Genomic DNA, 24447 nt, shown 5'->3' with positions numbered 1-24447 from the left:
GTCTGCTGACCGCAATCGACCGCGGGGCGACGTAACCTGATCGACTACTCCAACAGCGCACGGCGGTCTTGCCCCACGCTGTGACGGGGCCTACGTTCTACTCCCTACGGACATCATCTACGTGCGTAGAACTCGGCGTTCCCGTCGCGAGGAGCAGCTCATGGCCCAAGTCGTCCGCGCCGCGCTGGTCCAGGCCACCTGGACCGGAGACACCGAATCGATGATCGCCAAACACGAGGCGCACGCCCGCCGGGCCGCCGCCCAGGGGGCGAAGATCATCGGCTTCCAGGAGGTGTTCAACGCCCCCTACTTCTGCCAGGTCCAGGAGCCCGAGCACTACCGCTGGGCCGAGGCGGTCCCGGACGGCCCGACCGTCCGCCGCATGCAGGAACTCGCCCGCGAGACCGGCATGGTCATCGTCGTCCCCGTCTTCGAGCTGGAGAACGAGGGCTTCTACTACAACACCGCCGCCGTCATCGACGCCGACGGCAGCTACCTCGGCAAGTACCGCAAGCACCACATCCCCCAGGTCAAGGGCTTCTGGGAGAAGTACTACTTCCGCCCGGGCAACCTCGGCTGGCCCGTCTTCGACACCGCCGTCGGGAAGGTCGGGGTCTACATCTGCTACGACCGCCACTTCCCCGAGGGCTGGCGCGCCCTGGGCCTGGCCGGGGCCCAGCTGGTCTACAACCCCTCCGCCACCCACCGGGGCCTGTCCTCCTACCTGTGGCAGCTGGAGCAGCCCGCCTCCGCCGTCGCCAACGAGTACTTCATCGCGGCCATCAACCGGGTCGGCCAGGAGGAGTACGGCGACAACGACTTCTACGGCACCAGCTACTTCGTCGACCCGCGCGGGCAGTTCGTCGGCGAGGTCGCCAGCGACAAGGAGGAGGAACTCCTGGTCCGCGACCTCGACTTCGACCTGATCAAGGAGGTCCGCGACCAGTGGGCCTTCTACCGCGACCGCCGCCCCGACGCCTACGGAGGGCTCGTACAGCCGTGACCAACCCGATCCCCCTGCACAGTCGCCACGCCGCCGTCCTGCCCGACTGGCTCGCGCTCTACTACAAGCACCCCCTCGAGCTCACCCACGGCGAGGGCCGCCACGTCTGGGACGCCGACGGCAAGCGCTACCTCGACTTCTTCGGCGGCATCCTCACCACGATGACCGCCCACGCCCTGCCCGAGGTCACCAAGGCCGTCTCCGAACAGGCCGGGCGGATCATCCACTCCTCCACCCTCTACCTGAACCGGCCGATGATCGAGCTGGCCGAGCGGGTCGCCGCACTGTCCGGCATCCCCGACGCCCGGGTCTTCTTCACCACCTCCGGCACCGAGGCCAACGACACCGCCCTGCTGCTCGCGACGACGTACCGCCGCTCCAACCAGATCCTGGCGATGCGCAACAGCTACCACGGCCGGTCCTTCTCCACCGTCTCCATCACCGGCAACCGCGGCTGGTCCCCGACCAGCCTGTCGCCGCTGCAGACGTACTACGTGCACGGAGCCGTCCGCTCCCGCGGCCCCTTCGCCCACCTCGACGACGCCGCCTTCACCGCCGCCGCCGTCGCCGACCTGGAGGACGTGCTCGGCCAGGCCCGCGGGGGAGTGGCCGCCCTCATCGCCGAGCCGATCCAGGGCGTCGGCGGGTTCACCTCCCCGCCCGACGGCCTCTACGGGGCCTTCCGGGAGGTGCTCGACCGCCACGGCATCCTGTGGATCAGCGACGAGGTGCAGACCGGCTGGGGCCGCACCGGCGAGCACTTCTGGGGCTGGCAGGCGCACGCCCAGAACGGCCCGCCCGACATCCTCACCTTCGCCAAGGGCATCGGCAACGGCATGTCCATCGGCGGCGTCGTCGCCCGCGCCGAGGTGATGAACTGCATCGACTCCAACTCCATCTCCACCTTCGGCGGCTCCCCGATCACCATGGCGGCGGGCGTCGCCAACCTCGGGTACCTGCTGGAGCACGACCTCCAGGGCAACGCCCGCCGGGTCGGCGGCCTGCTCCTGGAGCGGCTGCGCGGCATCGCCGCACACGCGCCGGCCGTACGGGAGGTCCGCGGCCGCGGTCTGATGGCCGGGCTGGAGCTGACGAAGCCGGGCACCGACGAGGCCGACCCGGACGCGGCCTCCGCCGTCCTGGAGGCGGCCCGCGAAGGCGGCCTGCTGCTCGGCAAGGGCGGCGGGTACAACACGAGCGTGCTGCGCATCGCGCCGCCCCTGTCCCTCACCGTCGCCGAGGCGGAAGAGGGCGCCGAGATCCTCGAACAGGCCTTGCGCAGCATCGAGTAGGGGGACTCCCATGAGCATCCGCACCCTGATCAGCGGCGGCCTCGTCATCACCGCCGCCGACGAACTGCACGCGGACGTCCTGATCGAGGACGGCCGCGTGGCGGCCCTGGCCGCACACGGCTCGGCGGCCGCCGACGCCTGGACGGCCGACCGCACGATCGACGCGAGCGGCAAGTACGTGATCCCGGGCGGGGTCGACGCGCACACCCACATGGAGCTCCCCTTCGGCGGCACCTCCGCCTCGGACACCTTCGAGACCGGAACCCGGGCCGCCGCCTGGGGCGGCACCACCACCATCGTCGACTTCGCCGTGCAGAGCGTGGGCCACTCCCTGCGCGAGGGACTCGACACCTGGTACGCCAAGGCCGACGGCAACTGCGCCGTCGACTACGCCTTCCACATGATCCTCTCGGACGTCAACGAGGGGACCCTGAAGGAGATGGACCTCCTCGTCGGGGAGGGCGTCACCTCCTTCAAACTGTTCATGGCCTACCCGGGCGTCTTCTACAGCGACGACGGGCAGATCCTGCGCGCCATGCAGCGGGGTGCCTCGAACGGCGGGCTGATCATGATGCACGCCGAGAACGGCATCGCGATCGACGTCCTCGTCGAGCAGGCCCTGGCCCGCGGCGAGACCGACCCCCGCCACCACGGCGAGGTCCGCAAGGTGCTCCTGGAAGCCGAGGCCACCCACCGGGCCATCCAGCTCGCGCGGGTCGCGGGGGCGCCGCTGTACGTGGTCCACGTCTCGGCGGAGGAGGCGGTGGCCGAGCTGGCCGCCGCCCGCGACAAGGGTCTGCCGGTCTTCGGGGAGACCTGTCCGCAGTACCTGTTCCTGTCCACCGACAACCTCGCCGAGCCCGACTTCCAGGGCGCCAAGTACGTCTGCTCCACGCCGCTGCGGCCGAAGGAGCACCAGGCGGCCCTGTGGCGGGGGCTGCGGACCAACGACCTCCAGGTGGTCTCCACCGACCACTGCCCGTTCTGCTTCCGCGGCCAGAAGGAGCTCGGCCGGGGGGACTTCTCCAAGATCCCCAACGGGCTGCCGGGGGTGGAGAACCGCATGGACCTCCTCCACCAGGCCGTCCTCGACGGGCACATCAGCCGCCGCCGCTGGATCGAGATCGCCTGCGCGACCCCGGCCCGGATGTTCGGCCTCTACCCCCAGAAGGGCACCATCGCGCCGGGCTCCGACGCCGACATCGTCCTCTACGATCCGCACGCCGAGCAGGTCATCTCCGCCGAGACCCACCACATGAACGTGGACTACTCGGCGTACGAGGGCAGGCGGATCACCGGACGCGTCGACACCGTTCTGTCGCGCGGCGAACTCGTCATCGACCAGCGCGAATTCACCGGCCGGGCCGGCCACGGGGCCTTCGTTCCCCGCGCCACCTGCCAGTACCTGTAAGCGTCAAGGAGCCGCCCCATGGACTTCGGCCTCGTCCTGCAAACCGATCCGCCCGCCTCGCAGGTGATCAGCCTCATGCGCCGTGCCGAGCGCAACGGCTTCCGCTACGGCTGGACCTTCGACTCCGCGGTGCTGTGGCAGGAGCCGTTCGTCATCTACAGCCAGATCCTGGAACACACCCGCAAGCTCCACGTGGGTCCCATGGTCACCAACCCGGGCACCCGCACCTGGGAGGTCACCGCCTCCACCTTCGCCACGCTCAACGACATGTTCGGCAACCGCACCGTCTGCGGGATCGGCCGCGGCGACTCGGCGATGCGGGTCGCCGGGCGCAAGCCCAACACCCTCGCCCGGCTCGGCGAGGCCATCGACGTCATCCGGGACCTCGCCGAGGGCCGTGAAGCGGAGGTCGACGGCAACCCGATCCGGCTGCCGTGGGTCCGCGAGGGCCGGCTGCCGGTGTGGATGGCGGCGTACGGCCCGAAGGCCCTCGCCCTCGCCGGGCAGAAGGCGGACGGGTTCATCCTGCAGCTCGCCGACCCGTACCTCACCGAGTGGATGGTCAAGTCGGTCCGCGAGGCGGCCGCCGAGGCCGGCCGCGACCCGGCCGCGATCACCATCTGCGTCGCGGCGCCCGCGTACGTGAGCGAGGACCTCGCGCACGCCCGCGACCAGTGCCGCTGGTTCGGCGGGATGGTCGGCAACCACGTGGCCGACCTGGTCACCCGGTACGGCGAGCACTCCTCGATGGTGCCCGACGAGCTCACCGAGTACATCAAGGCCCGCCAGGGCTACGACTACAGCCACCACGGCCGCGCCGGGAACCCGTCCGCCGACTTCGTCCCCGACGAGATCGTCGACCGCTTCTGCCTGCTGGGCCCGGCCGCGGCCCACATCGAGAAGCTCCGGACCCTGCGCGACCTCGGCGTCGACCAGTTCGCCGTGTACGACATGCACGACGCGAAGGAGGCCACGATCGACGCCTACGGCCAGCACATCATCCCGGCGTTCAACACCTGACGTCACCGGTGCGGACGGGCCCGGCGTGGTCCCGCCGGGCCCGTACCACAGGCCCTCGGCCGCGGACTGATCGAGTTGCAACGGTCCTCGGCTGAGAGGAACCTGGTGGTGTGTGATGGGGCTCTCCCATGGAATCGGTCAGCGGCGAGGGCTCCGTGCCGCCAGACCATCTCCTCCACCGCTGCGCGATAGCGGCCGCCGTCATGGCGCTCGGCTTCGGCGTGGGCTCTGCGATGTTCCGTGACAACTGGTCCGGCCCCCCACGGGCGGCGCACGAATGAGCGCCAGTGAGCGCCAGCGCCCCCTCCCCGTGGTGAGCGCCGCATTTCCCGCACGTGGCCCGATGGCCTTGATGAGGGAGAACGCTCATGGACTACAGCAAGCTTGCCCCGTCTCTTGCGATGGCCTTCGACGAGTACGCGGAGGGCCGCGAAGCACTCGCCGACCACGTTCAAGAAGACCAGATGCCGGGTTTCGTGGCGCCACGGGACTTCGCCAAGCCCGCTCGGGTCGTGGTCACACTGGACTGTTCGCCGGACGCTGATTTCAGCGACCTGGAGGGCACCGCCGGAATCCAGATCAACGACGGTGGGTCGAGGGTGCGCACGGCCATCGTCTCGTTCGACGACCTGGCGAGACTGGCCGAGCACCCGGGGGTCGAGCGCATCGCCCCGGCGCAGAGAGTCCGTCCTCTGATGGACGTCGCGCCGGGCGCAGTGGGGATTCCCGGCTTCCGGACGAAGAACCACCTCACCGGCAAGGGCGTCATCATCGGCGTCGTCGACAGTGGGATCGACGCGGGGCACCCGGCGTTCGCCGGCCGCATCCTGCGGATATGGGACCAGGAGGCGCGTGGTGGCGCAGGGGTGCCGGAAGGCAGGTACGGCATCGAGTACACCGGCGCTGATCTGGTCAAGTCCAAGGACGACGACGGGCACGGCACCCATGTCGCGGGCATAGCTGCCGGCTCGGACAGCAAGTACCAGGGTGTGGCGCCGGAAGCGGAGCTCGTCGTGGTCAAGACGGACATGACGAACGCGGGAGTCATCGACGGCATCCAGTACGTGTTCCGCGTGGCCAGGGACCTCGGCAAGGCGGCCGTGGTCAACCTCAGCCTCGGCGCCCACGGCGACCCGCACGACGGGACGGACTCCATGTCCAAGGCGATCGACGACGAGTCGGGTCCCGGCAGCATCGTCTGCTGCGCGGCGGGCAACGAGGGAGAGGACAACATCCACGCCCAACTCGCCCCGGAACCGGGAGAGGTCCTCAGAGTTCTCTGTCTGCACAGTCCGGACCGTGACGGCGTCGTCCAGGAACTGTGGTTCAACGGCTGGTACGCGGGCGGCGACCGGGTGGAAGTGGCGCTCGCCGCGCCGGACGGTCTGACCACGCCGTTCCAGGGTGTTCTGCCGAACGGTCCACTGGGCAACCCGAACAAGGCGTACCGGCTGGGTGACTGGAGGGCGCAGATCGCCACCCCGGGGCGCGACAGCAGGAACGGTGACCACCAGATCACCGTGCGCCTGCGGCCCCCTGCCAACGCCACGGGCTCGCGCACCTGGACGCTGCTGGTCCGGGGGAAGGAGGCGGCCAATCAAAGGACGCGGGTGGACGTATGGGCCCTCGGCGACGGCAGCTTCTCCGGGCCGCACGCCAGGAACTCCATGACCATCGGAGCTCCGGGAACCGCGACGACCGCGATCACGGTGGCCGCCTCCACGACCAAGACCCGCTGGACGGACATCGACGGCACCAGCCGCGAGGCCAGCTGGCTGCCGCCGGACAGCATCGCGCCGTTCAGCAGCATGGGGCCGCGACGTGACGGCAAGGCCAAACCCGATCTCACCGCTCCCGGCGCCATGATCGTCTCCGCGCAGTCCCGCGACTCCAAGCACAGCCGCCGCTGGATGATCGACCAGAAGCACGTGGCGTTGCAGGGCACGAGCATGGCGGCGCCCTTCGCGGCCGGAGCGGTGGCGCTCCTGCTGTCGCAGGACGAGAGCCTCGACCCAGGGAAGGTGCTGTCCACATTCACCTACAAGCAGAAGCCCGACGGGGACACCTGGGGACGCGGCCTGATCGACTTCCCCTAGTCGTCGCGCCGCCGTACCCGTACCGAGGGGGGCTTGCCCGGCTTGCCTGACAAGCCCCCGTGCGGCCCTGCGGCTTCGCCCGTCCCGCGGAGCTGCCCGACGGGGTCGTTTCGAGTTACCGGTCCTTATTCCTCCATGGGAGGACTCTCATGACCACACTGCGATTGGCCACTTTCAATGTGGAGAACCTCTTTGCGCGTTGGCGCTTCAAGGAGGACGTGAATCCGGCGGATGCCAATTCGCGCGGCTGGATAGTCGAGCAGACCCACTTCGTCGAACTGGGCCAGGACGACAAGGCCATCACCGGAGCCGCGGTGCGTGAGATCGACGCGGACGTGCTCGCGCTCCAGGAGGTGGAGAACGTTGACACGCTCAAGCACTTCCGTGCCCGCTCGCTCGGTGGGCGCGAGAAGTATCCGTACGTGGCCGGGGTGGACGGAAACGACATGCGGCTGATCGACGTGGCCGTCCTTTCCAAGTTCCCGATCACGCACATCCGCTCCCACCAGCACCACCTGGACCCCGCCAGCCCCACGACGGGGCTGTTCTCCCGAGACTGTCTCGAAGTCGACGTGGAGGTCGGGACGGGCCCTTCGAAGAGGACCGTGACGATCTACGTCAACCACTTCAAGTCGATGAACGGTGGGCGGAACCAGACCAGGGCGAAGCGGGAGCGGCAGTCCGCGAAGGTGATGGAGATCGTCACCGAACGGTTCGGCCAGACCTCCCCGGGCGACAGTCCCTTCGTGATCCTGGGAGACCTCAACGACTACATGGAGACGAACGGGGACGGGAGTCCGGGCATCGACGAGCTGGTCGGCTGGGATCAGGTGGAGAACGTCGTGACCCGGCTGCCGGAGGAAGACCAGTGGACCCATTTCTGGGCCGGCGGGAACGAATACCGTCAGCTGGACTATCTGCTGCCGTCGGCATCGCTCGCCACGGCGACACCGGCGGCCCCGGAAATCTTCCGTAAGGGGCTGCCGTTGCGGGCGATCCGCTACAAGGGCCCCCGGTTCATGGGCATCGGACTCGACAAGCCGAAGGCCTCCGACCACTGCCCGGTCATCCTCGACATCGAGGTCGGCTGAGGCGAGGTGGACACGATGACCGCATACGAGGCGAGAACGACCCTCTACACGGCGGACGAGCTGCTCGAGGGCTTCCTGCCCGACGACGAACTGGGTTTCACCGAGACGTACGACTTCTCCGTCTACCGCAGGTTCGTCAAGGACGGAGGCACCGCGCCGTTCTCGCCCGAGGTCCGTCTGCGGCAAGCCGCGCACGATGCCGGCATCTCGGGCGCCCTCGCGGAGCATCTCGGTACGGCGCCACCGCTCGTCGGAGTGATGGGAGGCCACAGCCTGAGCCGCAAGGAGCCCGCGTACCTCCTCGTAGCCGACCTCGCGAGGCACCTGACGAGGAACGACTTCCTCATCGCCACGGGCGGCGGGCCCGGCGCGATGGAGGCCGCGCACTTGGGCGCCATGTTCGCCGACGCCGATGACGCCGCCATGGAGAAGGCGCTGGAGGTCATCGGTGGAACCCCGAAACTCCCCCGTCTGAACGGCGAGCTGTTCGGCGCCGACGGCTCGGTCCTTCCCGAGCGGCGGGAGGATCTGCGGGCGGCTCACCTCTGGCTCAAGGCCGCGTTGCAGGCCAAGGACCTCTGCCCGGGACAGCAGCACGGCAAGAGCCTCGCCATCCCGACGTGGAAGTACGGACAGGAACCCACCACGCCCTTTGCCACCGTCTACGCGAAGTACTTCCAGAACAGCATCCGGGAAGAGGCGCTGGTGGCCAGGGCCAGGACGGGAATCATCTACGCACGGGGCGGCGGTGGCACCATCCGGGAGATCTTCCAGGACGTCGAGGAGAACTACTACGAGGAGGACACCGCCAAGTTCACGCCGATGATCTTCTTCGACCCCGACGGATACTGGCAGAACGACGTCGACATCGACCCGGAGACCGGGCGGAACCTACGCCGCCAGGGCGTCAGGCTCGACGGCGTGCTGGAGGAGATCTTCAAGATCGCCCGAGCAAGGCATCACGACACTGCAGAGTGCCTCGCGAAGATCCGGTTCACGGTCGACTTCGACGACATCGTCAGGCTGCTGAAGAGCCACCAGGACGCCGCCCAGGAGAACCGCGCACTGATGCTCAAGCACTACGCCGACGCTCGCCCCGCCGCCCTCTGACGGCGCTGTCCGGGGCCGGCCCTTCGATGCTGGGACGCCGTACCGGCACAGCCGGACGGCGTCCCAGCCACACCGTGCAGAGGCACTTGCTCCGGGGCTCGACGTGATCCGGGAGTTGTGCCACCGACGGCTAAGGTGAGCTCGGATCGAACAGAGGGGCGTGCCGACCCTTCCCCCACGCCGGGCGTCGCTGACGACAGCAGGGAGCAGGACCCCTGCACGCCCATGACAACCTGGGGGGAAGCAGTGCCCGTAGCGGCTGCGCAGACACGAGGAGACCGGCCGACGCGCATACCGGAGGTGGATGCTCTGCGCGGGTTCGCGCTCATGGGCATCCTGCTGGTCAACGCGCTGATGATGGCCGGTCCGTACGGCCTCGGAGGCGTCACCGATCCGGATGCCTCGGCACTCGACCGGACGGTCGAGGGTGTCGTCCAGACCTTCGCGGTCGGCAAGTTCTACCTGATGTTCTCGTTCCTCTTCGGCTACAGCTTCACCCTCCAGCTGGCCTCCGCCGAACGCGCCGGCACGAGCGCCGTTCCCCGCCTGCTGCGCCGCTCACTCGGCCTGCTCGTCCTGGGGGTTCTCCACGCCGTACTCCTCTACACCGGCGACATCCTCACGACGTACGCGGTGCTCGGCCTGATCCTGATCGCCGCACGCAACTGCACCCCCGGCGCGGCACTGCGCGCCGCCCGGATCCTGTACGGCTGCCTCAGCGCCCTCCTTCTCTTTGTCGGCGCGGGGACCCTGCTCATGTCGGATGCCGAAACGGCCGAAGCGGACGCCGAGCTCGCGGAAGGCGTGCCCGAACTGATCGCCGGCTACCGCGGCGACGCCTCGTCCGTCGTGCGCACCAACATCGGTGAGCTGCCCGACCAATTCCTCGCCGCACTGCTGCTGAGCGGCTTCGTCATGGCGGCCTTCCTGATCGGGCTGCACTGCGGCAAGCGGCGCCTGCTCGCCGACACGGGGCACCACCTCGTACAGATGCGCCGCATCCTCCTCGTCGGTGCCGCCGTGGGCCTGCCCGGCAGCCTCTTCGCGGCCCTGACCGTCGGCGGCCTGCTCGGTCCCCGGTGGTCGACCTTCAGCCAGATGGTGGGAGTCGTCGCGGCCCCCGGCCTCACCGCCGCGTACATCTGCGGGATGCTCCTGCTCATGAGGACCGCCCGCGGCGCGCGCATCGCAGCGGTATTCGCCCCCGCCGGCCGGATGGCCCTGACGAACTACCTCACCCAGTCCCTGATCATGGCCCTCGTCTTCACCGGCTACGGCCTGGCCCTGTACGACCGCCTCAGCCCCGCCGCCGTCGTACTCGGCGCACTCGTGCTCTACGCCGGTCAACTCGTCCTCAGCACATGGCTCACCGCGCGATACCGCTACGCCCCGGTCGAATGGCTCCTCCGCACGATCACCCTCGCACGGCCTCCCCACGACCGTGAACGGTCAACAGCCACACGGTGACGCAGGCGCCCCCGGCTGCGCACATGACCGGCCGGACAGGTCCTAGGCGACCACCCCCGCCGCGATCACCTGCTCACCCTGATCATGGACGGCCTCGCGAACCCCGGTGCCAGGTGAACCGCGCCGGCCGGGTGCTGTCCGGGGCTGCAGGGATCGCCCGGACGGGTTCTAGCCGGGCTCGTCGTACACGTGCGGCCTCCCGCCCTGCCAGGCGATGACCTCGGAGTCACCGAGGACGAGGCCGTCCGGGTCGGGGATGTCGATCCGCCGCAGGAACTCCACCAGATCGCGGTCGCTGTAGGCGACGCCGAGGACGGTGTCGACACCGCGGATCCGGATCACGACCCGCCGGCCGCCCGACGCGGAAATCCGGTGCACGAGGATCGGCGCCTGCTCCATGGCCCCATCCTGCCGCCGACACCCCGCCAGGGCATCCGGAGCCCTTACTCGCCCCACTCCTCCGGGCCCCCGCCGAGCCACCGGATCGGTGGCCAGCCGTCCGCGGTCTCCAGGCCGGCCGCGCGGAGCAGTTCCTCCACGCCCGGGAAGGAGTGCGCGATGCCCAGGGCCCGGTCCTCGGCGTGAACGTGCGCCACGACGGCTCGGCCGTCTCCGCCGAGCGGGTGGACGACGATGTACACGCTGTCGGCCATACCTCCAGGATGCGGCTGTCCGGTCGGTCCGGCACGCCGGGTCAGGCAGGGAGTCGGGCATATGTTCGAATGATGCTCAGCGGGAGCCCTCGCCCGCCCCCGGCTCCCAGAGGTGACTGACGGCCTCGCGACGGTCGGCGCCACACGCCTTGCACTGCATCCGAGCCGACGTCACGCCGTGCTCCGTGGAGAGGTCACTCCACTCCACCTGGTTCGAGTCCTGACTGCCGCACGCCCGGCACGGCCACCAGCTCATCGAGTCCGTCACGGCGCACCTCCTGTAGGCCACGAGCCTCCGTCTGCGCAGGGGGGCCGGGGCCGGGCGCATGGGCTTGGCGTGGCCCCTCCCTGCTCAGCGTGCGCCAGATGTGTCTCAACGGCATGCGGAGCTGGTCGTCCCCCGGCGTCCCATCACCTGCACCGGCCGGGATCAGCCGGTGCAGGTGATGGAGAAGGGGACGGGGTTGGAGGTGGTGCGGGTGGGGCTCTGGAGTTCCACGGCCATCCCGGTGGTCAGGGTGCCGGTCTTGGCGTAGGTCGTGAGCCGTACGGTGTCGTGGCCGGTGGGGTTGTCCTTGTTCCCGATGGACAGGGTGCGCCAGTGCGGATCCACCACCGAGCCGTCGCCGGACACCCAGCGGTAGGAGATCAGGGTCGGCTCGGAGGCGGTGAAGGTCGCGGTGAACGCCGGGGCCCGGCTCTCGGGGGTCGGGCATCTGCCGGTGTAGGTGGTGTTCGCGCCCGCCACCGACATCCGTACGCCCGAACCGGAGGCGGCGTCCCCGTCGTTGCCGTCGAGGGCGTGCACCAGCCCGGCGGCGACCAGTACGCAGGCGGCCGCGCCGGCCGCGACGAAGGCCACCGTACGGCGCTTGCGGGGCGGGGCTTCGGGCGTCGCGTGCGCGAGCGGTGCAGGCGGCGTCGCCGCGGCGGGCTCCGACGGCTCCGTGGTGGTGGTGGTGGCGGCCGGTGCCGGCGCGGGGACGGCGGCCGTGGCCGTTTCGGGCTCCGCGGGAGCCGGCAGGACGCGGGCGGCGGTCGTGGTGGCGTCGGGTTCGTGGGCGATGCCCCGCAGGGCTTCGGCGGCTTCGGCGGCCGGGGTCCGTTCGGCCGGCTCCTTGCGGAGCAGCCCGGCGATGACCGGCGCGAGCGGCCCGGCCCGGGTCGGCACCGGAGGTTCCTCGTCCACGACGGCCCGCAGGGTGCTCAGCGCACTGTCCTGCCGGAACGGGGAGATCCCCTCCACGGCCGCGTACAGCATCACGCCGAGGGACCACAGGTCCGACTCGGGGCCCGAGGGGCGGCCCAGCGCCCGTTCCGGCGGCAGGTACTCGGGGGAGCCGACCACCTCGCCGGTCAGGGTCAGCGCGGTGCTGCCCTCGACCATCGCGATGCCGAAGTCGCTGAGCACCACCCGCCCGTCGTCGGCGAGCAGCACGTTCGCCGGCTTCACGTCGCGGTGCTCCACGCCGGCGGCGTGCGCGGCGCGCAGCGCGCTCAGCACCTCCGCGCCGATGTGCGCGGCATGGCGCGGGGTGAGCGGCCCCTCGGCGCGCAGCAGATCGGCCAGCGACCGCCCGCGGACCAGCTCCATGACGATCCAGGGCCGGTCGTCCTCCATGACCACGTCGTGGACCGTCACCACGTTGCGGTCGGGTATCCGGGCCGCCGCCCAGGCCTCCCGCTCCAGCCTGCTGTACATCCGCGCGATGTCGCCGGCCCGCAGATGCGCCGGGGCCCGGACCTCCTTGACGGCGACCTCGCGGTGCAGGGTCTCGTCGCGGGCCCGCCACACGGTGCCCATACCGCCCTCGCCGAGCCGGGACAGCAGCCGGTAGCGGCCGGCGATCAGCCGTTCCCCGCCCGGTACGCCCAGTACGTCCGGTGCACCCGGGGCGGCGGCGGTCGCGGCCGTGTCTGCGCAGGCCGCGGTGGTGGCCGCCGTGGTGGCCGTGCCCGCGGTGGCGCCTGCCGTGGTGGCCGCGAGCGTGCTGTCCGTCACGGTCTCGGATTCCTCGTTGTGCATGGGGGCGGTTCTCCCTCTGATCGCCTGCCGACGCCAACATCACGTACGGACCCGGATCCCCGGTTCAACGATGTGACCGGAAATTTTCGAAAATGGTTGAACCGAACACGTTCGCGACGGCGTGTTGCTGTCGTACGAGGAGTCAGCAGGCGTCTTTTTCAAGGAGTGTGGAGTGCCTTCGGTCATCGTTGGACGCACGGGTCCCTTCACCGGGCAGAGCGTGGTCCTGGGCGGCGAGCCCCTCAGCTTCGGGCGCAAGAGCGACAACAGCGTCGTGATCGTCAGTCCCAGTGCCTCCCGGCTGCACGCCGAGATCCTTACCGAGGACGCCGGTTTCGTCCTCTACGACCGGGACAGCCGGAACGGCACCTTCGTCAACGACCAGCGCGTCACGCGGCATGTGCTGCGTCCGAACGACTGCATCCGGATCGGCGACGAAACGTTCCTCTACGAGGCCCAGGACGCCATGGAGACGGTCATGGACCTCTCGCTCCTGGACGTGCCCCGCCCGAGTGCCGCGGACCCCGGCACGCTGCGGGTCACCATCACCGGCGGCGGCCCGGTCGGCCTCGCCTTCGCCCTGGCGCTCGACGAGATGCTGCCCGGGCGCACCGCCATCACCGTCTTCGACGGGCGCTGGACCAGGAAGGGCTCCTCCGTCGTCTGGAAGGACGAGACCCAGGGGAACTTCCGCCGCCAGCAGGTGGTGACCGTCCAGAGCCGGCAGTACCTCGCCCTGTCCGAGGAGGTGCTCGCCGCCCTCTTCGACGACGAGGGGGCCTACTCCGAGATGTGGCCCGTTGGCCCGGACTCGGTCGACGGCCGCCCGCCCCGCAACATCCGGATCGCCCACATCGAGGACCGGCTGCTGGACCTGGCCAACCGGAAGTCCTCGATCCGGCTGGTTCCCAAGCGGTTCGACGTGGCGGAGGAGCAGAACCGGATCACCCAGGAACACGTTCTGGTGGTCGCCGAGGGCGGCCGCTCCCGCACCCGCGAGCACTACGCCGACCGCTTCGGCGCGGCCGACGCCTCGATCTACTCCCTCGACGGCGAGCACCTCCAGGACGTCGTACTGGGGCTGCGCGTCAAGTCGAGGCTGCCGGACCCGATGAGCGTGCTGCTCACCGTGTCGCAGAACCGCTTCCTGCTCAACTCGCTGCGCGGCGAGGGCTTCCTGAACATGCGGCTCACCCGGGAGGAGGTCAAGAACGTCATCGGCATCGACCCGGTCCGCCACGTCTTCGAGGAGTGCATCGCCGCCCGCCCCTGCCTGATGAGCCGGCAGGAGGAGGACAACGAGTTCCGCTGCCCCACCCACGGCACCCTCTTCCTGCCCGCCCTGCTGCGCGGTTCCCCGCTGTGGAAGGAGATCCGGCAGGGCCTCAGCCTGTTCGGGGTGGCCGAGGAGGACCTGTCCGCGATCACCTCGTTCCGGCTGGACATGGTGCAGCGCCCGCGGTTCACCGCACAGCTGCACCGCCCGACCGCGACCACCCCCGGCACTTTCGGCTTCCTGCTGGGCGACGCGGCCAACGCCATCCACTTCTGGCCGGGCCGCGGCCTCAACAGCGGCCTCGCCTCGGCCACTTCGCTGGCCCGCTCGCTCAGCCGAGCCTGGCAGGGCAAGCCGCTGCGGGACGCCGACTTCATCCGGCACGAGGCGGCGATGTCCATGCTCCAGTACCGGCACAAGAGCCGGGCCTGGAACGCCATGGTGACCACCGACGAACAAGGTGTCACCCGCGCGATCAAGGACATCATCGGGCGCAGCGCGGAGGCCGGTGTGGGTGCCGGTGCGGCCGCCGGTGCCGGTGCCGGTGCCGGTGCCGGTGCGGCCGCTGGGGCCGGCGCTGCGGGCGCGGCCGGTGCCGCGGACGGGAGCGACCTGGACGCGCTGCTGGACCGTATGGCGGGCATCCGCGAACGGCTCGCGCCCCGCATGCCCGGCCTCCCCGGCGACGGGGAACTGCGGTCCCACCTCGCCTCGATCGCCCCGGCCACCCTGCGCACCCTGCGGGAGAGCGGCGCCTGGGACACCCTGATCGTCGGCGGCGAGGAGGCCGACATCGACCTCTTCTACCAGTCGGACTCCCCGGTCTTCGTCCCCCGTCCGGCCGACCCCCGGAGCCCGTCTCCGGTCGGCTGACCTCCTTCGGAGGTCTCCAGGGCGCCGCCCCCGGCAGGGGGCGGCGCCGACCCGGTTCACCCGCAGTACACCCGGAATCCAGCGGTCCGATGCGGATTGTGGGTGGGGTTTGCCGTGCGGGCGTGATGTGATGGGCACATGATCGATGAGTTCCTTACCCATGGCCTGCCGGATGTGGAAGAGGCCGTCCGCAAGGCGGCGGCGATCGAGATCATGCCGAGGTTCAGGCAGCTCGCCGAGCACGAGGTCGACGAGAAGAGCGGGCCCCACGACCTGGTGACCGTCGCCGACCGCAAGGCCGAGGAGCACCTCACGGCCTCCCTGACCCGCCTGTTGCCGGGTTCGGCCGTGGTCGGCGAAGAGGCCGTGCACGCCGATCCCACGGTGTACGAGGCGCTGCGCGCGGACGCCCCGGTGTGGATCGTCGACCCGGTGGACGGCACCCGCCAGTTCGTGAACGGCGACCCGGCCTTCTGCACCCTGGTGGCGCTGGCCCTGCGCGGGGAGATCCTCGCCTCCTGGACCTTCGCCCCGGCGCTGGAGGAGCTGGCGACGGCCGTGCGCGGGCAGGGAGCGTACGTCAACGGCGAGCGGATCCACAGCGGTTCGCCGGAGGCCGGCGCCGCGCTGCGGGTCGCCATCGCCCACCCGCTCTACACGTCCGACGAGAACAAGCGGACGCTGGCCCGGCTGGACGTGCCCGGGGTGGCGGCCAGGCCGTGCGGTTCGGCGGGCCTGGAGTACCTGAAGGTGGCCCGCGGCGAGATGGACGCCCTGGCCTTCACCTGGCCCTCGGCCTGGGACCACGCGGCCGGGCTGCTGCTGGTCGCCGAGGCCGGCGGGGCGCAGAGCACGGTCGAGGGTGTCCCCTTCCGGGTGGACCGCGACAACGCGCTGCCGTTCGCCGTCGGGCGGGACGAGGCCACCGCCGTACGCATCCGGGAGCTCCTCCGAGGCGGCCGGGCCCCGTCCTAGGGGTGTCCAGCCCGGGCTACGGGGCGCAATATCCTGGAGGCGCAGGCGCCGCCGGAAACGAAGGAGTCGCAAGTGCCGTCGATTCTCGATGTGGTCGTGGTGGGGGCGGGGCCCAACGGGCTGACCGCTGCCGTCGAACTGGCCCGGCGCGGCTTCTCGGTGGCCGTCTTCGAAGCCGCCGGCACGGTGGGCGGCGGTGCCCGGACCGAGGAGCTCACCCTCCCCGGCTTCCGGCACGACCCGTGCGCGGCGGTGCACCCGCTCGGCGTCGGCTCCCCGGTCTTCGCCACGATGCCGCTGAAGCGGTACGGGCTGGAATGGCTGCACGCCCCGCTGCCGATGGCGCACCCCTTCGACGACGGAACGGCCGCCGTCCTGTCCCGCTCGGTGGCGGAGACGGCCGCGTCCTTCGGGCCGCGGGACGCGGGGGCCTACCGGCGTCTCGTCGGGCCGTTCCTCGGCAAGTGGGACACCCTGGCCCGGGACTTCATGTCCCTGCCGAGCACCGCGCTGCCCCGGGACCCCGTCACCCTCGCCCGCTTCGGGCTCGCCGGGCTGCCGCCCTCCACCTGGCTCCTGCGCCGCTTTCGCGACGAGCGGGCCCGGGCCCTGTTCGCCGGGCTCGTGGCCCACGTCATCGCCCCGCTCGGCGGGATCGGCACCGGCGCCGTCGGCCTGGTCTTCGCGCTGGCCGCGCACGCGAACGGCTGGCCGACGGCGCGCGGCGGCTCGCAGTCCGTCTCCGACGCGCTCGCCGCCTACCTGCGCGACCTCGGCGGGACGATCCACACCGGCTTCGAGGTCAAGCGGCTCGACGACCTCCCGCCGGCCCGGGCGTACGTCTTCGACACCTCGCCGACCGCGCTGGCCCGGATCGCCCGGCTGGGGCGCGCCTACGACGGCTACCGGTACGGCGCCTCCGTCTTCAAGATCGACTACGCGCTGGACGGCCCGGTCCCGTGGACCGCCGAGGAGCCGCGCCGCGCCGGCACCGTCCAGATCGGCCCGCGCACCCGCGACATCGACGCCGCCCTGCAGCTGGCCTCGGGCGGCCGGGCCCCCCGCAACCCCTTCCTCATCACCGCGCAGCCCAGCCTGGTCGACCCCGGCCGGGCGCCCGAGGGCAAGCACGTGTTCTGGGCGTACGGGCACGTTCCGGCGGGCTGGGACGGCGATCTCACCGAGGCCGTCGAGCGTCAGCTGGAGCGCTTCGCCCCCGGCTTCCGCGACCTGGTCCTGGCCCGTGCCACGGCCGGCCCGCCCCAGCTGGCCGCCCGCAACCCCAACTACGTCGGCGGGGACATCGCCTGCGGAGCGGCCTCGGGGCTGCAGCTGCTGCTGCGCCCGAAGATCACCCTCTCCCCGTACACGACGGCCCACCCGGCGGTCTTCCTCTGCTCGTCGGCGACCCCGCCGGGTCCCGGGGTGCACGGCATGTCCGGCCACAACGCCGCCAAGGCGGTCTGGCGCCACCTGCGCCAGGACGCCTGACGCCGGCCCCGCACGCACATTTCCATGGCGCAGGAGGAAGTAGTGGTTCTCGGCAACGACACGGGCGACAGGGAGAGAGGGCTCTTCTACTTCGACCTGTGCAGCGCGGTGATCATGGCGGTGCTCACCGCGATATTCGCGGCACGCGGCGAATGGATGCTCACCGCGGGATTCGCTGCGGCCACGCTCGGCTGCCTCTTCACCGCGGCGTTCAGGCAGCGTAAAAGGCACGGATAGACAGACGCGGGCCCTCGGCCGCCGTGACGGCCGGCCGGCGGCGCCGCTCGCGAAAGGACTACCGATGGTCCGCATCACCCTGGTCCTCGGCGACATCACCGCCGAGAAGGCCGACGCGATCGTCAACGCGGCCAACTCCTCGCTCCTCGGCGGCGGCGGGGTGGACGGCGCCATCCACCGCCGCGGCGGGCCGGAGATCCTCGCGGCCTGCGAGGACCTGCGGCGCTCGCACTACGGCAAGGGACTGCCGACGGGCCGGGCCGTCGCCACCACGGCCGGCAGGCTCGCCGCCGGGCACGTCATCCACACGGTGGGCCCGGTCTGGTCGCGCGAGGAGGACCGGTCGGAGCTGCTCGCCTCCCGCTACCGCGAGTCGCTGAGGATCGCCGACGAACTGGGCGCCCGTACGGTCGCCTTCCCGGCCATCTCCACCGGCATCTACGGCTGGCCCATGGACGACGGGGCCCGCATCGCGGTGGAGACGGTGCGGTCGGCCCGGACCGAGGTGCAGGAGGTCAGGTTCGTCCTCTTCGACGCGGCCGCCTTCACCACCTTCGAGACGGCCCTGTCGGACGCCCGCTAGGCCGCTCCGCCCCCGCGGCGATTCGTCACGGCGATCGCCTCGAGGCGCCAGGGTTGGGCCGGGGGTAGGTCCTGGACTGTTTGACGCTGCCGTACGCGAAGCTCGACTCGATCGAGGCGATACCGGGGATGGCGTGGATGCGGTGGCGCACCAGGGCTTCGTAGGCCTCCAGGTCCTCGATGACGACGCGGAGCAGGTAGTCGCTGCTGCCCGCCATCAGGTAGCAGTCCTGGATGTGCTCGATGACGGCGACGTGCTCCTCGAAGAGCCGCACCGCCTCCGCCGTGTGGCGTTCCAGGCGGATCCGTACGAAGACGGTGACCGGGAGCCCGAAGGCCACCTGGTCGACCATGGCCGTGTAGCCGCGGATCAGGCCCGCCTCCTCCAGCCGCCGGACCCGGCGCAGGCAGGGTGACGGGGACAGCCGGACGCGGTCGGCCAGGTCCTGGTTGGACAGGCGCCCGTCGGCCTGCAATTCCCGGATGATCTGCAGATCGACTGCGTCCACGGCCCCTCCTTGGCAGATTCTGCCCCAAACGTATGTCCGAGCGACAGAACTGGCAATCGGCTGCCCCGCCCGAAGCCCTAGCGTTGCCCTGGAACGGACCGGACCGGTCCGAGTCCCAGAGGCTGGAGCATTTCCCTTGGTCGCGACGCACACCACCCGGGCGACCGTGCCTCCCGATGCGGCGGGCCCGCGGGCCGGACACCCCGGCCGGCGCGGGCTCTCCCCGCAGCTCCTCACGCGGTTCCTCCCGCGGCTCTCCCCGCAGGCCGAGGGCCTGCTGGCGCTGCTGGTGACCGTGGCGATCTGGGCGGCCTTCGCGCTCAGCGCCCGCGCCCTGAGCGCCTCCTCCCTGCTGCCGGCCGACGCGGCCCTGCTGCGCTTCGGCGTTCCCCTCGTCGTGCTCCTCCCCGCCCTGTGGCGCCGCCGCCACCGCATCGCCGCGGTACGGCCCGGCGCCGCAGCCAAGATCATCTGCGGTGCGGGGGTGCCCTTCTTCCTCGCGGCGATGCACGGCGGCGCCCTGACCTCCGCCGCCTTCGTCGGCTCGATCGTCCCCGGCATGGTCCCGCTCTTCGTCTCCGCGATCATGATCCGCCGCGGGCACGGGGTGCCCCGCGGGACGCAGACGGCCGGACTCGCGCTGATCGCGGCCGGCGTCGCCGCCCTCGTCTGGCGCTACGTGGTCCCGGTGGACACCGACGTGCTCGCCGGCTCCGGCATCCTCCTGGTGGCCAGCGGACTGTGGGCCCTCTACACGGTGGGCCTGCGCGAGGTGGACCTCGATCCCGTCGGATCGATCGGACTGCTGTGCCTGCCCTCCTTCGCCGTGATCGCGGTCCTGGTCCTGACCGGGGTGCTCCCGACGGGCATCGCGCACGCGGCGGGCAGCGACATCGCGCTGTTCCTCGTGGTGCAGGGGCTCGGCGTCGGGCTGTGCGCCGGCCTGCTCTACGCCTTCGCCATCCGCAGGCTCGGCGCCGAGCGCAGCTCGGTCGTCGGCAGCCTCAGCCCCGTCGCCGTCGTCCTGCTCGCCATCCCCCTGCTCGGCGAGACGCCCACCCTCGCCGTGCTCGTCGGCGTCCCCCTCATCACCGCCGGCGTCGTCCTCGCCAACCGCCGTCCCCGACCCCGCCCCGAGGTTCCCGCAGATGCTTGAGCTCCTCCCCCCGCCGCCCACCGATCCGCTGTGGGACCTGACCTACGAGTTCGGCAGCGACGAGCGGCCCGAACGGCTGAACCTCGTCCTCGGGGTCTACCGGGACCAGACGGGAACCACCCCGGTCATGGCCGCCGTGCGCGAGGCCGAGATGCGCCTGGCGGAGCGCTCCGAGTCCAAGGAGTACCGAGGGCTCTCCGGGAACGCCGCCTTCAACCGCTCCCTGCTGGACCTGGTGCTGGGTCCGGGCGGGCCGGCCGACCGGGCCGCGGCCGTCCAGACCGTCGCCGGCTCCGGTGCGCTGCGGCTGCTGGCCGATCTGGTCTGCCGGACCCGCCCGGGCACCACGGTGTGGATCAGCGATCCCGCCTACGTCAACCACCGGCCCATCCTGGAGGCCGCCGGGCTGAAGGTGCGTACGTACGGCTGGCGCGACGCCGAGGGCGGCTTCGACACGGCCGGCGTCCTGCGCGAGCTGCGGGAGGCCCGGCGGGACGACGTGGTGCTGCTCCAGGGGTGCTGCCACAACCCCACGGGCGTGGACCCGCTGCTCGACGACTGGGAGGCGCTGGCCGACTCCGCCGTCCGCGGCGGCTGGGTGCCCTTCGTGGACCTCGCCTACCACGGGCTCGGCGACGGCCTGGAGGCCGACCTGCTGGCCACGCGGATGCTCGCGGCGCGCGTGCCGGAGATGCTCATAGCCGTCAGCTGCTCGAAGAACTTCGGCCTCTACAGCGACCGCGTCGGCTGCGCCATCGTGCTCGGGTCCTCGGCCCAGGCCGTGCGGCACGCCGAGACGGCCCTGCAGAACGCCGCCCGGACCCTGTACTCGATGCCGCCCGAGCACGGCGCGGCCGTCGTCACCACGATCCTGGAGGACCAGGGGCTGAGGGCCGCCTGGCGTGCGGAACTGGACGTCATGCGCAGCCGGATCATGGCCAACCGGGCCGATCTGACCGCCCACCTGAGCGCCCTGGGCTGCGCCGAGCAGGCGCGCTCCCTCGCCCGGCAGAAGGGGATGTTCTCGATGCTGCCGCTCACCGCGCCGCAGATGCTCCAGCTGCGCAGGCAGTACGCGATCTACGGTACGACCTCCGGGCGGATCAACATCGCGGGCATCCCGGCGCACCGCATCCCCTGCCTCGCCCGGGGCATCGCGGGAGTCCTGGGCACGGCCGACACGCTCCGGGCCGTGCAGACGGCGTAGCCGGGGAGGAGCGGTGCCCGGCCGGAAACCACGGCCGGACACCGCTCGGGACCATCCGGGCTCACCCGGGTGCCACCCCGGGGGTCAGGAGACGGTCAGGAACTTGGCGATGCTCGGGACCCCCTGGGCGTCGAGGGCGAAGAGCATGTAGTTGCCCGGCAGGACCACACCGGTGTCGGCGGGAACGGACACCGTGTAGGAGTTGGTTCCGGCGGCCGTGGACACCAGGGGGACCCGGCGCTGGTCGTTGTCGGTGGAGTGGGTCGCGGCCGCGGCCCGCATCAGGACGAACGACGCCACCGGGCCCTCGGTGCTCACCGTGAGCGAGGTGCCGGGGGCCGTCCGGGAGGGCACGCCACCGGAGATGACGGGACGCGGCTTCGGCGTGCCGTCCGCGTTCAGCAGGTACGGCGGCGTGAAGACCGCCCCGTCGGCGTGGTTGGTGGCGCAGTCGCCGCACAGGCCCCCGCCCCCGGAGAAGATCCGCCCGTCCGGCAGCAGGTTGGCCACGCTGTGGTAGTTGCGCGGCACGGCCATCGAGGCGAGCGGGGTGAAGGCTCCCGTCGCCGGATCCCACAGCTCGGGCGTCAGCACCGAGGTCGCGTCGCTGAACGGCACCGGATAGGCCTGCCCGCCGAAGACGGCCACCTTGCCGTCGGGCAGGACGACGCTGTTGCTGAAGGCGCGGGCGTGCTCCATGTCCCCGGTCCGGGCGGCCTGCGCCTGGCTGCCCGAGACGCTCACGGTGTAGGCGCGCCGGGTGGCCGGGCTGTCCTGGTAGGCGGGGGAGCCGCCCAGGGTGAGCAGCTTGCCGATGTCGTAGGAGACGGCGTTGCCGGTCATGGCGTCCTGGCTGTCGGCCCGGGTGCCGGCGGCGGTGATGCTGCCCTGGCCCGTGGTCGAGATCCAGTTCATCTGCTTGCTCGGTCCCAGCTGCAGCACCTTGCCGCCCGAAGTCGCGTACAGCCACATGTGGTTGTCGGCCCGGTAGGGTCCGGCCGGGTCGGCCGTCAGCGCGGGCACGGCGGAGACGCCCGGGAGCTTGCGCCAGGTACGGGTGTCCGGCGACCAGGCCTCACCGGCCTTGTCGCCCGCCGCCCCGCTCCAGGAACCGCCCAGCACGAAGGCCTCACCGGTGGAGAGGAGCGTCATCGCCTGGTAGCCGCGGGCGATGTTCATGCTGGTGGTGGCGGACCAGTCGTCGGTGGCCGGATCGTAGATGCTCGCCTTCTCCGCGTTGCTGCCCCCGGTGACCAGCACCCGGCCGTCGGCCAGCATGGCGATGCCCGGACAGAACATGTCGTGGCCGGTGTTGTCGATGCGCCGCTGGGTGACCTTGCCGGTCTTCAGGTCCAGGATCGCGGTCTGGGTGTAGCCGTTGCTGCCGCCGAAGCGGTCGACCGCGTACGCCGACCAGGCCAGCAGCTTGTCGCCGGGCAGGGCGGCGGTGGCCACGGGCACCAGCGGGAAGCCGGTGATCCGCCCCCAGGAGCCGTGGACGGCCGGGCTGGCCGGCCCGCTCAGGCGGATCTCGGCGGCCGAGGTCCACGGGCCGCGGGCGCCGGCCTCGCTCGTCACGGTCAGGCGTACGTAGCGGGCCTGCTCGGCCCGCGTGAAGGTGGCGGTCTTGACGGTGTCGTCGTCCCGCCAGGTGCCCGAGGCCACCGGCGCGGCGAAGGTGAGGCCGTCGGTGCTGGTCTGGACGCTGTACGCGCCCGCCCGCCCGTTGGCTCCGTCCGCGCGCGGGTGGTACACGAGCGCGGAGACGGCCGACGTGCGGTGCATGTCGATGGTGATCGTGTGCGGCAGCGGGGTGGCGGTGCCGCTCCACTTGCTGTGCCAGATGGTGCTGGTGCTGCCGTCGAGCACGTTGGCCGCGCGGCCGTTCTCGCCGGCGGTCTCCTCGTCGCTCGAGGTGGCCGTCCATCCGGTCCGGGACAGGTCGACGGTGGCCGCCGGGGTGCCGGGGTCGCCCAGTACGTCGATCTCGGCGGCGGAGCTCCAGGGTCCGCGGCCGCCCGCCTCGGTGAGCGCCGTGAGGCGCACGAACCGGGCTCCCTGCGGGGCGAATCCCAGCGTCTTGGTGGCGGCGTCGTCGGCGAGGGTGCCCGTGGCGACGGGTGCTCCCCAGCCCTGTCCGTCCGTACTGAGACTGATGCTGTACTCACCGATGCGCCCGTTGGGCCCGTTCGCGCGGGGGCGGTAGACGAGTGCGGAGACGACCGAGGTCTGCCGCATGTCGATGGTGAGGGTGTGCGGCAGGGGAGTGGCGGTGCCGCTCCACTTGCTGTGCCAGATGGTGTTGGTGTTGCCGTCGAGCACGTTGGCCGCGCGGCCGTTCTCGCCGGCGGTCTCCTCGTCGCTCGCGGTGGCCGTCCATCCGGTCCGGTCGAGGACGGGAGCCGTGGGTTCCATCGCGTTCGCCGGCGCGATGCCGTGGTGCGGCGACTGCTTCGCGGTCTGCTGGTCCTGCGGGACGGGCGTGGGCCGGGGGGCCGGTGCCCGGCCGGCCGCCGTGCTGGAGACCCCGAGCCACGGGGTCAGGCCGATCAGCAGTGAGCCGAGGCCGAAGGCTATGAGCAAGTGGGAACGGCGTAACAGGCGTGGAAAGGCGAGGGAGCGCCTGGACTGCAATCTGACCTCCTGGGGCGACGGGACATGCCCCAGAGAACATAGGTCAGATCAATCGCAACTCTCCTGGAAAAAGGGAGAGTTGGCGTGAAGCGGCATTGCCGCTGAAATGTGCGCGTACGGGCCCGGACACGACAGTCCCCGGCAGTTCCGTCGATTCCATGAGCCATCCGCCGTCGCCGATGGCTCCCCTGGTCGACAGATGCTGCCGGGGGCCTGGCCAGAGCCTGGACAAGGGTCACGCGGGCCTGAGGACGTCTCCAGAGGGAGGTGCGGCTCTATCCGGTTATCCGGTGTATTGATGAGTTTCCTCCCTATTCATCCGTAGTCAAGACCCTGCC

General features: G+C 71.2%; 20 protein-coding genes. 15 read left to right on the top strand and 5 right to left on the bottom strand.

The window, feature by feature from the left end; all coding sequences use genetic code 11:
- Nucleotides 1–160 precede the first annotated feature (160 nt).
- From ACIPYQ_RS26030 to ACIPYQ_RS25995, 8 genes are all read left to right on the top strand, one after another.
- Complete coding sequence (locus ACIPYQ_RS26030; protein WP_327417421.1) at nucleotides 161–1003, top strand: nitrilase-related carbon-nitrogen hydrolase; 843 nt, start codon at nucleotides 161–163, stop codon at nucleotides 1001–1003.
- On the top strand, nucleotides 1000–2295 hold the full coding sequence (locus ACIPYQ_RS26025) for an aspartate aminotransferase family protein (RefSeq protein WP_361763090.1): 1296 nt from the start codon (nucleotides 1000–1002) through the stop codon (nucleotides 2293–2295). The genes ACIPYQ_RS26030 and ACIPYQ_RS26025 overlap by 4 nt, the downstream gene beginning before the upstream one ends.
- Nucleotides 2296–2305: 10 nt before the next feature.
- The gene (gene hydA, locus ACIPYQ_RS26020) at nucleotides 2306–3706 is read left to right on the top strand and encodes a dihydropyrimidinase (protein WP_361763093.1); all 1401 of its coding nucleotides are present in this window, start codon (nucleotides 2306–2308) and stop codon (nucleotides 3704–3706) included.
- An 18-nt stretch (nucleotides 3707–3724) separates the two neighbouring features.
- The gene (locus ACIPYQ_RS26015; protein ID WP_401255544.1) at nucleotides 3725–4726 is read left to right on the top strand and encodes a TIGR03842 family LLM class F420-dependent oxidoreductase; all 1002 of its coding nucleotides are present in this window, start codon (nucleotides 3725–3727) and stop codon (nucleotides 4724–4726) included.
- Nucleotides 4727–5094: 368 nt separating this feature from the next.
- Nucleotides 5095–6822 (top strand): S8 family serine peptidase, encoded by a 1728-nt coding sequence (locus tag ACIPYQ_RS26010; protein WP_401255541.1) that lies wholly within the window; start codon nucleotides 5095–5097, stop codon nucleotides 6820–6822.
- 149 nt (nucleotides 6823–6971) lie between these two features.
- The gene (locus tag ACIPYQ_RS26005; protein ID WP_401255538.1) at nucleotides 6972–7913 is read left to right on the top strand and encodes an endonuclease/exonuclease/phosphatase family protein; all 942 of its coding nucleotides are present in this window, start codon (nucleotides 6972–6974) and stop codon (nucleotides 7911–7913) included.
- 15 nt (nucleotides 7914–7928) lie between these two features.
- Nucleotides 7929–9023, top strand: a complete 1095-nt coding sequence (locus ACIPYQ_RS26000) for an LOG family protein (RefSeq protein ID WP_401255535.1) — start codon at nucleotides 7929–7931, stop codon at nucleotides 9021–9023.
- Nucleotides 9024–9323: 300 nt separating this feature from the next.
- Nucleotides 9324–10490: a DUF418 domain-containing protein gene (locus ACIPYQ_RS25995; protein WP_401255532.1), complete on the top strand. Its 1167-nt coding sequence runs from the start codon at nucleotides 9324–9326 to the stop codon at nucleotides 10488–10490.
- 168 nt (nucleotides 10491–10658) lie between these two features.
- Here ACIPYQ_RS25995 and ACIPYQ_RS25990 read toward each other — a convergent pair whose 3' ends face one another.
- The 3 genes from ACIPYQ_RS25990 to ACIPYQ_RS25980 all read right to left on the bottom strand — a co-directional run bounded on the left by ACIPYQ_RS25990 (nucleotide 10659) and on the right by ACIPYQ_RS25980 (nucleotide 13169).
- Complete coding sequence (locus tag ACIPYQ_RS25990) at nucleotides 10659–10889, bottom strand: hypothetical protein (RefSeq protein ID WP_401255529.1); 231 nt, start codon at nucleotides 10887–10889, stop codon at nucleotides 10659–10661.
- 44 nt (nucleotides 10890–10933) lie between these two features.
- Nucleotides 10934–11143 (bottom strand): hypothetical protein, encoded by a 210-nt coding sequence (locus ACIPYQ_RS25985; protein ID WP_361763117.1) that lies wholly within the window; start codon nucleotides 11141–11143, stop codon nucleotides 10934–10936.
- 430 nt (nucleotides 11144–11573) lie between these two features.
- On the bottom strand, nucleotides 11574–13169 hold the full coding sequence (locus tag ACIPYQ_RS25980; protein WP_401255525.1) for a serine/threonine-protein kinase: 1596 nt from the start codon (nucleotides 13167–13169) through the stop codon (nucleotides 11574–11576).
- A gap of 172 nt (nucleotides 13170–13341) precedes the next feature.
- On the opposite strand from ACIPYQ_RS25980, the gene ACIPYQ_RS25975 reads away from it, so the two are divergent.
- The 5 genes from ACIPYQ_RS25975 to ACIPYQ_RS25955 all read left to right on the top strand — a co-directional run bounded on the left by ACIPYQ_RS25975 (nucleotide 13342) and on the right by ACIPYQ_RS25955 (nucleotide 18604).
- The gene (locus ACIPYQ_RS25975) at nucleotides 13342–15318 is read left to right on the top strand and encodes an FHA domain-containing protein (RefSeq protein ID WP_401255522.1); all 1977 of its coding nucleotides are present in this window, start codon (nucleotides 13342–13344) and stop codon (nucleotides 15316–15318) included.
- 138 nt (nucleotides 15319–15456) lie between these two features.
- Nucleotides 15457–16293, top strand: coding sequence for an inositol monophosphatase family protein (locus ACIPYQ_RS25970; protein ID WP_362243430.1), 837 nt, complete (start codon nucleotides 15457–15459; stop codon nucleotides 16291–16293).
- A 72-nt stretch (nucleotides 16294–16365) separates the two neighbouring features.
- On the top strand, nucleotides 16366–17784 hold the full coding sequence (locus ACIPYQ_RS25965) for a phytoene desaturase family protein (RefSeq protein WP_401255518.1): 1419 nt from the start codon (nucleotides 16366–16368) through the stop codon (nucleotides 17782–17784).
- A gap of 24 nt (nucleotides 17785–17808) precedes the next feature.
- Nucleotides 17809–18021, top strand: a complete 213-nt coding sequence (locus ACIPYQ_RS25960) for a hypothetical protein (protein ID WP_401255515.1) — start codon at nucleotides 17809–17811, stop codon at nucleotides 18019–18021.
- A gap of 64 nt (nucleotides 18022–18085) precedes the next feature.
- Nucleotides 18086–18604, top strand: coding sequence for an O-acetyl-ADP-ribose deacetylase (locus tag ACIPYQ_RS25955; protein ID WP_401255512.1), 519 nt, complete (start codon nucleotides 18086–18088; stop codon nucleotides 18602–18604).
- Nucleotides 18605–18629: 25 nt separating this feature from the next.
- On the opposite strand, the gene ACIPYQ_RS25950 is transcribed toward ACIPYQ_RS25955, so the two are convergent.
- A complete protein-coding gene (locus ACIPYQ_RS25950) occupies nucleotides 18630–19112 on the bottom strand; it encodes an Lrp/AsnC family transcriptional regulator (RefSeq protein ID WP_361769755.1) in 483 nt (160 codons plus the stop codon).
- Nucleotides 19113–19248: 136 nt separating this feature from the next.
- Here ACIPYQ_RS25950 and ACIPYQ_RS25945 point away from each other — a divergent pair, with 136 nt between their 5' ends.
- Complete coding sequence (locus tag ACIPYQ_RS25945; RefSeq protein ID WP_362237134.1) at nucleotides 19249–20268, top strand: DMT family transporter; 1020 nt, start codon at nucleotides 19249–19251, stop codon at nucleotides 20266–20268.
- Nucleotides 20261–21475, top strand: a complete 1215-nt coding sequence (locus tag ACIPYQ_RS25940) for an aromatic amino acid transaminase (protein ID WP_401255507.1) — start codon at nucleotides 20261–20263, stop codon at nucleotides 21473–21475. The genes ACIPYQ_RS25945 and ACIPYQ_RS25940 overlap by 8 nt, the downstream gene beginning before the upstream one ends.
- Before the next feature lie 84 nt (nucleotides 21476–21559).
- Here the strand turns inward: ACIPYQ_RS25940 and ACIPYQ_RS25935 are convergent, their stop codons facing one another.
- Nucleotides 21560–24058 carry a discoidin domain-containing protein gene (locus ACIPYQ_RS25935; RefSeq protein WP_401255504.1) on the bottom strand — a complete coding sequence of 833 codons (2499 nt, stop codon included), beginning with the start codon at nucleotides 24056–24058 and terminating at the stop codon, nucleotides 21560–21562.
- Nucleotides 24059–24447: the final 389 nt, after the last annotated feature.

Source organism: Streptomyces sp. NPDC090045 (assembly GCF_044747975.1).
GTDB lineage: Bacteria > Actinomycetota > Actinomycetes > Streptomycetales > Streptomycetaceae > Streptomyces.
The sequence above is the reverse complement of the archived record's forward strand: the minus strand, read 5'-3'. Positions and strand labels throughout refer to the sequence as shown.

Bases quoted from the DNA above. Each gene is read 5' to 3' on its own strand.
- ACIPYQ_RS26030 (WP_327417421.1), top strand. From the start codon at position 161: ATGGCCCAAGTCGTCCGCGCCGCGCTGGTCCAGGCCACCTGGACCGGA.
- hydA (WP_361763093.1), top strand. From the start codon at position 2,306: ATGAGCATCCGCACCCTGATCAGCGGCGGCCTCGTCATCACCGCCGCC.
- ACIPYQ_RS26015 (WP_401255544.1), top strand. From the start codon at position 3,725: ATGGACTTCGGCCTCGTCCTGCAAACCGATCCGCCCGCCTCGCAGGTG.
- ACIPYQ_RS26010 (WP_401255541.1), top strand. From the start codon at position 5,095: ATGGACTACAGCAAGCTTGCCCCGTCTCTTGCGATGGCCTTCGACGAG.
- ACIPYQ_RS26005 (WP_401255538.1), top strand. From the start codon at position 6,972: ATGACCACACTGCGATTGGCCACTTTCAATGTGGAGAACCTCTTTGCG.
- ACIPYQ_RS26000 (WP_401255535.1), top strand. From the start codon at position 7,929: ATGACCGCATACGAGGCGAGAACGACCCTCTACACGGCGGACGAGCTG.
- ACIPYQ_RS25990 (WP_401255529.1), bottom strand. From the start codon at position 10,889: ATGGAGCAGGCGCCGATCCTCGTGCACCGGATTTCCGCGTCGGGCGGC.
- ACIPYQ_RS25985 (WP_361763117.1), bottom strand. From the start codon at position 11,143: ATGGCCGACAGCGTGTACATCGTCGTCCACCCGCTCGGCGGAGACGGC.
- ACIPYQ_RS25980 (WP_401255525.1), bottom strand. From the start codon at position 13,169: ATGCACAACGAGGAATCCGAGACCGTGACGGACAGCACGCTCGCGGCC.
- ACIPYQ_RS25970 (WP_362243430.1), top strand. From the start codon at position 15,457: ATGATCGATGAGTTCCTTACCCATGGCCTGCCGGATGTGGAAGAGGCC.
- ACIPYQ_RS25960 (WP_401255515.1), top strand. From the start codon at position 17,809: ATGGCGCAGGAGGAAGTAGTGGTTCTCGGCAACGACACGGGCGACAGG.
- ACIPYQ_RS25955 (WP_401255512.1), top strand. From the start codon at position 18,086: ATGGTCCGCATCACCCTGGTCCTCGGCGACATCACCGCCGAGAAGGCC.
- ACIPYQ_RS25940 (WP_401255507.1), top strand. From the start codon at position 20,261: ATGCTTGAGCTCCTCCCCCCGCCGCCCACCGATCCGCTGTGGGACCTG.